General features: G+C 33.7%; 7 protein-coding genes. 1 reads left to right on the top strand and 6 read right to left on the bottom strand.

Annotated features, from left to right (window positions below):
* Nucleotides 1-153 precede the first annotated feature (153 nt).
* Nucleotides 154-423 carry a 30S ribosomal protein S15 gene (gene rpsO / locus A5844_RS05600; protein WP_086284283.1) on the bottom strand — a complete coding sequence of 90 codons (270 nt, stop codon included), beginning with the start codon at nt 421-423 and terminating at the stop codon, nt 154-156.
* A gap of 245 nt (nt 424-668) precedes the next feature.
* Between rpsO and def the strand changes: the two genes are divergently transcribed.
* Nucleotides 669-1,232 carry a peptide deformylase gene (gene def, locus A5844_RS05595; protein WP_086284282.1) on the top strand — a complete coding sequence of 188 codons (564 nt, stop codon included), beginning with the start codon at nt 669-671 and terminating at the stop codon, nt 1,230-1,232.
* 300 nt (nt 1,233-1,532) lie between these two features.
* On the opposite strand, the gene A5844_RS05590 is transcribed toward def, so the two are convergent.
* The 5 genes from A5844_RS05590 to A5844_RS05575 all read right to left on the bottom strand — a co-directional run.
* Nucleotides 1,533-3,011: a hypothetical protein gene (locus A5844_RS05590; RefSeq protein ID WP_086284281.1), complete on the bottom strand. Its 1,479-nt coding sequence runs from the start codon at nt 3,009-3,011 to the stop codon at nt 1,533-1,535.
* A gap of 141 nt (nt 3,012-3,152) precedes the next feature.
* The gene (locus tag A5844_RS05585; protein ID WP_086284280.1) at nt 3,153-4,643 is read right to left on the bottom strand and encodes a hypothetical protein; all 1,491 of its coding nucleotides are present in this window, start codon (nt 4,641-4,643) and stop codon (nt 3,153-3,155) included.
* 138 nt (nt 4,644-4,781) lie between these two features.
* Complete coding sequence (locus A5844_RS05580; RefSeq protein WP_086284279.1) at nt 4,782-9,920, bottom strand: hypothetical protein; 5,139 nt, start codon at nt 9,918-9,920, stop codon at nt 4,782-4,784.
* Nucleotides 9,921-10,269: 349 nt separating this feature from the next.
* A complete protein-coding gene (locus A5844_RS14415; RefSeq protein WP_154670114.1) occupies nt 10,270-10,428 on the bottom strand; it encodes a hypothetical protein in 159 nt (52 codons plus the stop codon).
* 237 nt (nt 10,429-10,665) lie between these two features.
* Nucleotides 10,666-13,227: hypothetical protein (locus A5844_RS05575; protein ID WP_086284278.1), on the bottom strand; the 2,562-nt coding region annotated here is incomplete at its 5' end.

Raw genomic sequence — 13,227 nt, 5'->3', positions numbered from 1 at the left:
ACGCTACTAAACAAATGAAAACCGCTAAATAAAAGATTTGGCACCTTTCATTTGGTTAGTAGGAGTCCATCAAGCTTGTTCACAAAAAAATAGCTTTTTTATCTTAAAGTAAAAAAAGTGAGATTCACGTGAACCTCACTCTCTTTTAAAAAATTAACGGCGTAAGCCTAAACGTTGGATCAATTCACGGTAACGTTGAACATCAGTTTTACGTAAGTAAGCTAATAAGTTACGACGATGACCAACTTTTTTCATTAAACCACGGTATGAATGATGATCTTTTTTATGAACACGAGCATGTTCATTCAAGTGATTGATTTCTTCAGTTAGTACAGCGATTTGTACTTCTGGAGAACCAGTATCTCCTTCATGGCGTGCGTATTCTTTCATGATTTCATTTTTACGTTCTTTTGAAATTGCCATTTTTTCCACCTCTTTCAATTATTCCCCTGTAACTGAGTAAAACGTTGGTGATTCGCTTAACCAAGTGACAGGATATATGCTATAAGCACACAGCTATACTTTACCCGAATCTGTATGAAAAATCAAGTAGAGAATCCTTAAGAAAATCTAGTTTAACAAACAATCCTACTACTACTTTTGGAAATTTATGGTAAACTAGAATCCGAAAATAGTCTAGTGTCTAATAAGAAAGGGGTACATATTCCATGATTACAATGGATAATATCATTCGAGAAGGAAATCCAACGTTACGGGAAGTAGCAAAAGAGGTGTCCCTTCCATTAAGTGAAGAAGATCTTTTACTAGGAGAAGAAATGTTAGAGTTTTTAAAAAACAGCCAAGATCCTATCAAAGCTGAAGAATTAAACTTACGGGGGGGAGTTGGTCTTGCAGCTCCACAGCTTGATATCTCGAAGCGCATCATTGCTGTCCACGTACCAAGTACTGATCCAGAATCAGATCAACCTACCCTCAGTACGGTCATGTATAATCCAAAAATCTTGAGTCATTCTGTCCAAGATGCGTGCTTGGGAGAAGGAGAAGGTTGTCTATCTGTCGATCGTGAAGTTCCTGGTTATGTCGTCCGTCATGCAAAAATCACTGTCTCTTATTACGACAAGAATGGTGAAAAACAAAAAATCCGTTTAAAAAACTACGAATCGATTGTCGTTCAACATGAAATCGATCATATCAATGGTGTAATGTTCTACGATCATATCAATGAAAAAAATCCATTCTCATTAAAAGAAGGCGTATTGGTGATCGAATAATTGATTCTACCTACCAATCATTATTTTGACGATTTACCTTAATTTTCAAATGAAGCTAAGAACGCAAGAACCAAGTTGCGTATCTCAGCTTCATTTTATTATTTTTATGTACTATCTTACAGACTTATTTTTAAAATAGAAATAAACCTCTTTTTTATTTTTAATGATTACTTCTTTTACTTCAAAGTCCACCTGATATAATGGATTTCTTCGAATTTTTAGTTATCCTCATTCACTCTTTTATTAACTATTGAAAGGATGAAGCATCTATTCACTATTTAATACCTGACTGTTCTTCACTTACTTTTGCAACTCACTGATTGGCGTTTGCTGTTTCGTGACTAATTGTTTTTTTCCTTGAAACTTGCTCTCATATTTTTTCATATTAATATTATGAATCAAATTGGCGAAAGTTGCTTGTTCATTTAACCTAGGTGACGCTACTTGCGAAAAAATTGTCGGATTATTTTGGGAAACTTTTGATACTAATTGACTCAACGTTTGCTTATCATATTCCCTGCCTAGTCTTTCCTTTTTATTTTTTTCCCGCTGCTTTATCTCTGTCACTATTTCTCGATTCTTCTCTTCCAAACAAGCAATGAGCACTTCAGCCATTTTTTTAGCCACTTCAATCTTTATTGAAGACAATCGAGCACTTAATACTTTGATTGTATCGCAATTTTGATTCTTAACAAGACTTAGTTGGTCCACCTCGATCTTCCTAATATCTTCATTGCATAGTCTGCCTGGTGGTTCGATTAATGATTGAATATTTGCTTTCAATTGTTCTTTATTTTCGTTCGAGATCTGACCGCCATTCTCAAGCATTTTTGGAATATAAGGATCAACAGAAAAGATTAAATGAATTTGTTGATGCCACCACTTTCCTTTTATATCAATATATGAAAATGGAATCTCTACAAGTTTGCCTTTCTTATACAGATAATAATCGAAGATATAATCAAAATGTTGATTCCAGTCCTTGTCCTCACCCTTCACTGCTAAAAGGAATCTTCTTCGCATCTCTAATGTTGGCTCCAGATGTTTCAAATTCCATTTTGGTGTTATCTCTTTATGCATAGAACGAAAGAGGTCTGTTCGACAATTGAATAAGATCATTGATAAAGAAGTTTCTACTTGACTAACAATACAATTACCCACACTTTGTTTTTTCAGAATGACACTGGAGATGGGTCTAGCCTCATTTGAAAGTTCAGCAAGGGTCTTCAAAATGTAATATTGTTCTGTGTTTTTGATATCACGTTCCAAAAAAAATAGGTGACTTAATTTTTCAATATTTGATAAGGGTATTTGAAAATAGGAAACACTAGAGCGATCATAAAAATGTTCGGTGTCGACTTTCATAACAAAAAAGCGATTCTTTTTTTTATACACTGTTAATCCCACAAGATGTCTGGGGGCTTTCACATCTTTTTCTACATACATGGTAGATGGAAAAAGCATAAAATCGGTTGGATCATCATTAGTCATCGTTTCGAAGACTGCATGTAACTGTCTTTTTTTCTTAAAATCATAGAATGCTTTCGTTCGCTTCAATGACTCAATAATCTTTTCTTTCCGTTCCTTCTCAATAAAAAAATCGTTCTGATCATTCTCTAACATCTTAATGTAGGTTGAAAACAATAATTGATAACCTTCCCCTGTATGAAAGACTCTATCATTTCTTTTTAGTGATAAAGTCAGTGCCAGCATATCGACTCTTTTTTCAAATTCTCTCACTTTTTGCTCATTTGTTTTCTTTTCCTCTTTCGTCAACATATGGTTCCTCCAAAATAGAAAATAGCTTTTATGACAGTTCATCTGTATGTATATTGAGGGTGGGACTGATTTCTACCTTTTTTCATGTTTGCCATCAAATGATCAATTTTTTTCTCACTACATCAGGAAATAAGAAAATGATTATTTTTCATATTGTGGGCTCTGTTTTTTTATATTTCTCATATTTTGTTGGCTAAAATTTCGAAATTCGTGTTGTGATTTTTTCACTTTTTCCATGAGTTCGGTCAATTTGGATTTTTCAATTGTGACTTTTTCGTTCGAACTGGTAGATATTTTCTGAAAATTCTTGGTACGCTCAGAAACAGTTTTTGATACTAACTGATTCAATGTTCGATTGGAAATTATTCCGTCCTGGTTTCCCTTTTCTAGTTCTTTACGTCGTTTTATTTCTGCTTCTATTTCTTTATTTTTACGTTTCAAACAAGTAATGAGGATTTCTGCCTTTTCTTTAGCCACTTCAATCTTTATTGAAGACAATCGAGCACTTAATATTTTGATCGCATTACTCTTTTTTTTCGTAGCAAGCTGTAGTCTAGGCAACTCGCTTTTTCTGATACTCTCCTTGTATAATTCATCCACCAGTTCAATGGGCGTTCTAGCGTCTTCTTTCTGTTGTTCTTTGTTTACTGGCAGTATCTGACCGCCACTCCTAAGCATTTCTGGAATATAAGAATCCAAAGAAAAGATTTTATGAATTTTCCGATACCACCACTTTCCTTTTATATCAATATATGAGAATGGGATCTCTACAAGTTTGCCTTTTCTATACAGATAATAATCGAAGATATAATCAAAATGTTGATTCCAGTCTTTGTCCTCACCCTTCACTGCTGAAAGAAATCTCCTTCGCATCTCTAACGTTGGCTCCTGATGTTTTAAGTTCCATTTTGGTGTTATCACCTTATGCGTACCTAAACGAAAGAGATCTGTTTGACAATTGAATAAGATCAGTCTTAATGAAGCTTCTACCTCACTAATGATACAATTACCAATACTTTGTTCCTTCAGAATTATCCTTGGGATTGTTCGAACTTCATTTGAAAGTTTAGCAAGGGACTTAAAAATGGAATATTGCACTGTTTTTTTGGTATTACGTTCCGAAAAAAATAGTTGACTTAACTGTGCAATACTTGGTAAAGGAATTTTATAATAGGATACGTTCGAATAATTATAGACACCTTGTTTATCCACTTTCATCACAATGAAGTGATGCTTTTTTTTATACACTGTTAATCCCACAAGATGTTTGAGCTCTTTCTCATTTTTTTCTACCTGAATGACAGAGGGAAAAAGCATAAAATCAGTTGAGTCATCGTTGGACATTGTTTCAAAGACTGCTTGAAGTTGTTGTTGTTTCTTAAACTGATAGAATGCTTTCGTTCGCTCCAATGACTGAATGATCTTTTTCTTTCGTTCTTTTTCAATAAAAAAATTGTCATGATCACTTTCTATCATTTTGATATAAGTTGAAAACAGTAATTGATATCCTCCATTTCCCTCAAAAAATTGGTCATTTCCTTTTAGTGATAAAGTCAAAGCCAACATATCGACTCTTTTCTCAAATTCTTTCGTCTTTTGTTCATTTGTTTTTTTTTCTTCTGTCGTTAACATACGGTTCCTCCAAACCAGTTAGACCCAGTAGAGCTTTATGTATATTCGAAGAAATTCATGACTGATTTCCACTTTCTTTTCATGCTCAGGATTATATGGTTATTTTCGAGATTAGTAACATTAAATTTAGGATCACGATTATTTTTCGATTTGTATTTTCCGTTTTTTTGCACTTCCCACGTCTTGTGGGCTAGAATTTCGAAATTCGTGTTGTGCTATTTTCACTTTATCCTTAAGTACAGTCAATTCTGATTTTTCAACTGTGTCTTTTTCGTTCGAACCGATAGGTGTTTTCTGAAAACTCTTGGTACTCTCAGAGACATTTTTTGATACTAATTGATTCAATGCTTGATTGTAACTTTTCTCGTTTTGCCTTCTCTTTTCTATTTCTTCACGTTGTTGTAGTTCTGCGCCTATTTCTTTATTTTTGTCTTCCAAACGAGAGATAATGTACTGGGTTATTTCTTCCGCTCGTTGGATTTTTATGAATGGTAATCGTTCGTTAAATAGCTTGATTTTATACTCATTTTCTTTTATGGCATTTTTTAAATTAAGAAAAGGCATTTCTCTGATTGGGTTCATATATAACCTGCCTGTTGGATCAATTTCTCTTATTTTTTCTTCTTTCAGCGAAGATTTCTCCGTTGATATTTGTCCGCCATTTTTCAACATTTCTGAGATGTAGGGATCCATGGAAAAAATCTTTTGAATTTTCAAATATCTTATCGGATCATGTGCTTGAGTGGTTAGAGAAGAGTCACTGACAAGTTTCCCTTTTCTACAGAGGTAATAATCAAAGAGATAATCAAAATGTTGATTCCAGCCTTCATCCTCGCCCTGCATGGCAGTAACAAATCGTTTTCGCATTTCTATCGTTGGCTCAGAATGTGCCAAATTCCATTTAGGATTTACCATCGCTTTCTCAGATAAACTAAAAATGTCTGTTCGACAATTGAACAAAATCATTCTTAACGAAGCTTCCACTTCACTAACTATATGTTCTCCCGGCTCTTGGTATTTCATGGTTATAGCTGATATAGCTTTAACCTCGATTGAAAGATCCTTAAGGCTCTTAAAGATGTCATTTGTTCCTCGTCTTACATAACCACGTTCCCCCGAAAATAATTGACTTAATTCTGCAATGTGACTGGAAGGAATCACAAAACAGGTGACGGTTTCGTTGTCGAAGCTTCGTTGTTTGTCCACTTTCATCACGAGGAAGTGCTCATTTTTTTTATATACCGTGAATCCACACAAATGAATCCTGTCTGTATTATATCTTCTGGAAGAAACCGCAGATAGAAACAGCATAAAATCAGTAGGATCATTGTTTCTCATTTTTTCAAAGACTGTTTGTAACTGTTCTTTCTGCTCAAAATCATAAAGTGCTTTCGTTCGCTCTAATGACTGAATGATCTTTTCCTTTCGTTCTTTTTCAATAAAAAAATTGTCATGATCATTTTCTATCATTTTGATATAAGTTGAAAACAGTAATTGATACTCTTCTTTTGCCTTAAAAAATCGATCATTTTCTTTTAATGATAAAGCTAAGACTAGCATATCCACTCTTTTTTCAAATTCTTTCGCCTTCATTTCTAATTCTTTACGTCGTTGTATTTCTGCCTCTATTTCTTTATTTTTGTCTTCCAAACGTGAAATGATATATAGGGTTATTTCTCTTGCTCGTTGAATGTGTATGAAAGGAAGTCGCTCGTTAAACAGTTTGATTTTATACATATTAGCTTCTAGAGCGTTCCCTAATTCAATAGAATTTATTTCTTTGATCGCACTCTTATTTAGCAAGCCTGACGAATCAATTCCAATTATTTTTTCTTGTGACAACTCGGTATTTTTGGTTGACATTTGACCGCTATTTTTCAACATTTCTGGAATGTAGAGATCCATGGAGAAAGTTTCTTGCATTTCCCAATATCTTCTAAGATCGTGTGCTCGAATGTCTAAAGAAGAGTCACTGACTAGTTTTCCTTTTCCGCATAAATAATAATCAAAGAGATAATCAAAATGTTGATTCCAACCTTCGTCCTCGCCTTTCATGGCAGTAACAAATCGTTTTCGCATTTCTATCGTTGGCTCAGAATATGCCAAATTCCATTTAAGGATGACCTTCGGAGTCTCAGATAAATTAAAAATGTCTGTTCGGCAATTGAATAAGATCGTTTTTAACGAATCTTCCACTTCACTAACTACATGTTCACCCAGCTCTTCGTATTGCATGATTAGGGTGGAGGTCACTTTAACCTCACTTGAAAGCTCCTTAAGGCTCTTAAAGATGTCATTTGTTCCTCGTCTTACATAACCACGTTCCCCCAAAAATAATTGACTTAATTCTGCAATGTGGCTGAAAGGAATCTTAAAATAAGTGACGATCTCGTTGTCGAAGCTTCGTTGTTTGTCCACTTTCATCACGAGGAAGTGCTCATTTTTTTTATATACCGTAAATCCACGTAAATGAACACTATTTTCATTATCTCTACTTGAAGAAACTGCAGATAGAAACAGCATAAAATCAGTAGGATCATCGTTGCCCATCTTTTCAAAGATAGCTTGTAACTGTTCTTTCTGCTCAAAATCATAAAGTGCTTTCGTTCGCTCTAATGACTGAATGATCTTTTCCTTTTGTTCTTTTTCAATAAAAAAATTGTCATGATCATTTTCTATCATTTTGATATAAGTTGAAAACAGTAATTGATACTCTTCTTTTGCCTTAAAAAATCGATCATTTTCTTTTAATGATAAAGCTAAGACTAGCATATCCACTCTTTTTTCAAATTCTTTCGCCTTCATTTCTAATTCTTTACGTCGTTGTATTTCTGCCTCTATTTCTTTATTTTTGTCTTCCAAACGTGAAATGATATATAGGGTTATTTCTCTTGCTCGTTGAATGTGTATGAAAGGAAGTCGCTCGTTAAACAGTTTGATTTTATACATATTAGCTTCTAGAGCGTTCCCTAATTCAATAGAATTTATTTCTTTGATCGCACTCTTATTTAGCAAGCCTGACGAATCAATTCCAATTATTTTTTCTTGTGACAACTCGGTATTTTTGGTTGACATTTGACCGCTATTTTTCAACATTTCTGGAATGTAGAGATCCATGGAGAAAGTTTCTTGCATTTCCCAATATCTTCTAAGATCGTGTGCTCGAATGTCTAAAGAAGAGTCACTGACTAGTTTTCCTTTTCCGCATAAATAATAATCAAAGAGATAATCAAAATGTTGATTCCAACCTTCGTCCTCGCCTTTCATGGCAGTAACAAATCGTTTTCGCATTTCTATCGTTGGCTCAGAATGTGCCAGATTCCATTTAAGGATTACCTGCGGAGTCTCAGTTAAATTAAAAATGTCTGTTCGACAATTGAATAAGATCGTTTTTAACGAATCTTCCACTTTACTAACTGCATGTTCACCCGACTCTTCGTATTGCATGGTTATAGGGATCGCTTTAATCTCACTTGAAAGCTCCTTAAGGCTCTTAAAGATGTCCTTTGTACTTCGCCTTATATAATCACGTTCCCGCCAAAATAATTGACTTAATTTTGCAATGTGGCTGAAAGGAATCTTAAAACAAGTGACGATCTCGTTGTCGAAGCTTCGTTCTTTATCCACTTTCATCACGAGGAAGTGCTCATTTTTTTTATACACCGTAAATCCACATAAATGGACACTATTTTCATTATCTCTGCTTGAAGAAACTGTAGTTGGAAACAGCATAAAATCAGTGGGGTCATCGTTTTTCAGCTTTTCGAAGACTGCTTGGAGTTGTTTTTTCTTCTTAAATTGATAGAAAGCTTTCGTTCTTTTCAAAGACTGAATGATCTTTGCTTTTCGTTCTTCTCCAATAAAAAAACTGTCCTGATCGTTCCTTATCATTTTGATATAAGTTGAAAACAGTAATTGATACTCTTCTTTTGCCTTAAAAAATCGTTCATTTTCTTTTAATGATAAAGCTAAGACTAGCATATCCACTCTTTTTTCAAATTCTTTCGCCTTCATTTCTAGTTTTTTGCGTTGTTGTAGTTCTGCATCTATTTCTTTACGTCGTTGTAGCTCTGCGTCTATTTCTTTATTTTTTTCTCTCAAACAAGTAATGTTGAACTCCGCCACTTCTCTAGCCAATTCGATTTTCATTGAAAGTAATCGAGCGTTTAATATTTTAATCTTATAGCTATTTTGTTCTTTACCTTGAATTAGTTCCTCCACTTCACAATCTCTAATATCTTTTTGGCGTAATTTATTTCGAGGACCCAACCACTTTTTAATGTTTTCTTTCATTTGATCTTCCTTAACAACTGGGATATGTCCATTACATTCCAATATCTCTGGGATATAAGGATCCATAGAAAAGCTTGAACGAATTTGCCGATACCACCACTCATCCGTCAGAAAAAACTTTGATGAATCAATTTCACCAAGTTTCCCTTTTCTACAGAGATAATAATCGAAGATATAATCAAAATGTTGATTCCATACAGGATCATCGCCTTTTAGAGCTAAAAGAAATCGTCTTCGCATTTCTAAAGTCGACTCTTTTTTCGGATTCCACTTAGGTGTGACCGAAACCTTTGGATTTAAACAAGAGATGTCTACTCGACAATTAAATAACGTCGTCTTTAAAGAAGCTTCTAATTCATTTACCATACAGTTAGCAGCAGTTTGCTGCTTCATGCTTAAGGCTAAGATGGGGTTAATATCACTTGAAAATTCAGCAAGCCTACTTAATACGTAGTAAGGTTCTCTCGCTTCATAGTCACGTCCCCAAAAAAATAATTGACTTAAATCCGCCATTTTTGTTAAAGGGATTTCAAAGCAGGTTACATTGCTATAATCATAGTGTCTTTCTTTATCGACTTTCATCACGATCAAGCGATTATTTTTTTTATACACTGTTAAGCCAATATAGTGTGGGGCAACTCCCACAAATCCTTCTATATAAAAACTAGATGGAAAAATCATAAAATCAGTTGGATCATTGTTGACCATTTCTTCAAAGACAGATTGTATCTGTTCTTTATTCTTAAAATCATAAAACGCAATCGTTCGCTCTAATGATTTCATAACCTTATTTTTTCGCTCTTTTTCAATAAAAAACTCCTTTTTATCAAGATCAATCATTCTGATATAGGTTGAAAAAAGTAACTGATAATCTTTGTCTGTCCTAAAGAATCTATCCTCGTTGTCTTTTAGCGCTAAAGCTAAAGCAAGTATATTTGCTTTTGTTGCAAATTCATTATAATTTTCCTCATTATCCTTCATCATATTTTTCCTCCAAAATAAAAATTTATAATTTTTTTGTTATACAGTCTAATAGTTCTTTTCCCAGTATTTGCCTTTCTGTTTTTTCTCTTCTGTTAGCATAAGATACCTTCAAAATAGAAAGTAGATTTCACAAGCATAGATATATGTATATTCAATAGATAAGGCTTATCCCTTCCATTTTTTCATACTTAAGTTTACAAAATCAATTTTTCATAGTTGTTCACATTAGGAGTTTGACTCATGGTTACTACTTGTATGGTATATTTTTCGCTTATTTATGAGGGAGGTTAATGCTCGAATTATGATTTTTTCAATAATACAATGAATTTAGAAGGTATTACTACTCCAACTAGGTCTTTCTCATATGAATTCTTCCTTTATAGTTGGATGGCTCACAGATTTCTCTTTTTATTTTTCTCGACCCTAATGGATTCTTATCTTGTACTGCTCGTCTTCTTTCAAAGATAAATGTTCCCCGTATTTTCTTTTTCATTGTTGATTTTGGCATTTAATATCTCCATATTTCAGGCATTGCTCCCCAAAGAGATTGCGCAAACTAATTTGTATCTAATAAAATAGCTCCATTTTTCAACCTATCCTAATTTGATAAATATATCGAAGCACACTATTCATCACAAATCGTTTTTTCTTTCCATTTACCTAATACTTAGTCTAGTGTAAGCAAATAGAATCGTAAAAACATTATAGCTGTTCGTATGTCTATGCTATCTTTACTGTTTTTTGTTTACTTACACCATCTACTGATTGAACCTTTATTCTTATTGACTAGCGATTCTCTCTTTTGGGACTCGTTCTCACTTCTTTTACCGATCAAATAAGCGAAGGCTCTACCAATTAAAAAAGAGAGTGTTGATTCTTCATTTAAAGTACCCGATATTGATTGTGAATGACTTACTGACCGATTTGGGGTAACCTTCGATACTAATTGATTCAATGTTTGCTTGGAATATTTCTCATTTTCCCTTCTCTTTTTTATTTCTTCGCGTCGCTGTATTTCTAACTCTATTTCCTTATTTTTGTATTTTAAACAGGAAATGATGTATCTTGTTATTTCTTTTGCTCTGGGAATCTTCATGGAAGAAAGTCGTGCTTTAAATAGATTGATCTTATCTGTATTTTTTGTTAAGGCATATTCTAGTAGATCCATAGAATCTATTTTTTTTATTTTTCTCCCATATAAGATTTGTGGTGGGTCAATTCCACTGATATTTTTTTGTAGAAGTGGAACACCAGTTTTTCGAATTTGCCCTCCATTATTCAATGTTTCTAAAATATAAAGATCCATAGAGAAGATAGACTGAATTTCTTCATACCATAAACTGCTCAGTTTTTTATCATATGAATAATTTCCTTCTCCAAGCTTCCCTTTTCTATATAGATAATAATCGAAGATATAACCAAAATTTCGATTCCAGTCTTTATGCTCGCCTTTCACAGCAAAAAGAAATCTTTTTCTCATTTCTAAAGTTGACTCGGAATGTGCCAAATTCCATTTAGGAGTTACCTTCGCTTTCTCAGATAAACTTAAAATGTCTGTTCGACAATTGAATAAGATCATTCTTAATGAAGCCTCTACTTCACTAACCACACAATTTCTAGTCTTTTGGTGCTGCATGGTTATGGCTGGGATCGTTTTAAACCCATTTGAAAGATCAAGAAGGCTTAAAAAGATGGCAAATGGTTCTAGTATTTTAATATAGTGACATGTTTCAAAAAATAATCGGCTTAATTTTTCAGTGTTCTTTGAAGGAATCTTAAAATAGGTGACATTCTTGTTATCGAAGCTTCGATCTTTATCCACTTTCATTACGAGAAAGTCCTCATTTTTTTTATATACCGTGAATCCACACAAATGAGATTTCGTTTTATCTAGGCTAGTTAAAAAAGCAATTGGAAAAAGCATAAAATCTGTTGGATCATCATTGATCATCTTTTCAAAAACTGATTGTAGTTGTTCTATATTCACAAAATCATAGAATGCTTTTGTTCGCTCTAACGACTGAATGATCTTTTCCTTACGGTCTTTTTCGATAAAAAAATCATTCCTATCATTTTCTATCATTTTGATATAAGTTGAAAACAATAGTTGATAACATTTCCCTGTCTGAAAGAATTGATCATTTTCTTTTAGTGATAAAGTCAAAGCTAGCATATCGACTCTTTTTTCAAATTCTTTTGCTTTCATTTCTATTTCTTTGCGACGTTGTATTTCTGCATCTATTTCTTGATTTTTATCTTCCAAACGAGAAATAATGTACCGAGTTATTTCCTCCGCTCGTTGAATTTTTATGAATGGGAGTCGCTCGTTCAATAGTTTGATTTTATACTCATTTCCTTCTATAGCATTTCTTAAAATAACATAATCCACTTCTTTGATTGACCTATGATTTAACATGTTTGATGGATCAATTCCTCTTATTTTTTCTTCTTTAAATGGACCATTCTCCATTGGTATTTGACCACCATTTTTCAACATTTCTGAAATATATGTATCCATGGAAAAAGCCTCTTGAATTTCCAAACATCTGATTACATCCCTTGCACAAGTTGCTAAAGAAGAGCCACTGACAAGTTTCCCTTTTCTACAGAGGTAATAATCAAAGAGATAATCAAAATGTTGATCCCAGCCTTCATCCTCACCTTTCATAGCAGTAACAAATCGTTTTCGCATTTCTATCGTCGGCTCATAATGTCCCAAATTCCATTTAGGAGTTACCTTCGCTTTCTCAGATAAATTAAAAATGTCTGTTCGACAATTGAACAAGATCGTTCTTAATGAAGCTTCTACTTCACTAGTCACACAATTTTCAGTCTTTTGGTGCTGCATGGTTATGGCTGGGATCGCTTTAACCTCACTTGAAAGATCAGCTAAACTCTTAAAGATGTCCTCTGTTCCTCGTCTTACATAACCACGTTCTCCCCAAAATAATTGGCTTAATTCTACAATATGCCCTGAAGGAATCTTAAAACAAGTGACGGTTTCGTTGTCGAAGCTTCGTTGTTTGTCCACTTTCATCACGAGAAAGTGCTCATTTTTTTTATATACCGTGAATCCGCACAAATGGATACTATTTACATTATGTTTGGTTGAAGAAACCGTAGATAGAAACAGCATAAAATCAGTGGGATCATCATTGCTCATCTCTTCAAAGACAGTTTGTAACTGTTCTTTCCTCTCAAAATCATCGAATGCTTTTGTTCGCTCTAACGACTGGATGATCTTTGCTTTACGTTCTTTTTCAATAAAAAAATCATCCTGATCATTTTCTATCATTTTGATATAAGT

Source organism: Candidatus Enterococcus wittei, from assembly GCF_002140175.1.
Classification (GTDB): Bacteria; Bacillota; Bacilli; order Lactobacillales; family Enterococcaceae; genus Enterococcus_B; species Enterococcus_B wittei.
This window is presented reverse-complemented; position numbering and strand designations above follow the sequence as displayed.

Coding starts and splice junctions, on each gene's coding strand:
- rpsO (WP_086284283.1), bottom strand. CDS start 423: ATGGCAATTTCAAAAGAACGTAAAAATGAAATCATGAAAGAATACGCA.
- A5844_RS14415 (WP_154670114.1), bottom strand. CDS start 10,428: ATGCCAAAATCAACAATGAAAAAGAAAATACGGGGAACATTTATCTTT.
- A5844_RS05585 (WP_086284280.1), bottom strand. CDS start 4,643: ATGTTAACGACAGAAGAAAAAAAAACAAATGAACAAAAGACGAAAGAA.
- A5844_RS05590 (WP_086284281.1), bottom strand. CDS start 3,011: ATGTTGACGAAAGAGGAAAAGAAAACAAATGAGCAAAAAGTGAGAGAA.
- A5844_RS05580 (WP_086284279.1), bottom strand. CDS start 9,920: ATGATGAAGGATAATGAGGAAAATTATAATGAATTTGCAACAAAAGCA.
- def (WP_086284282.1), top strand. CDS start 669: ATGATTACAATGGATAATATCATTCGAGAAGGAAATCCAACGTTACGG.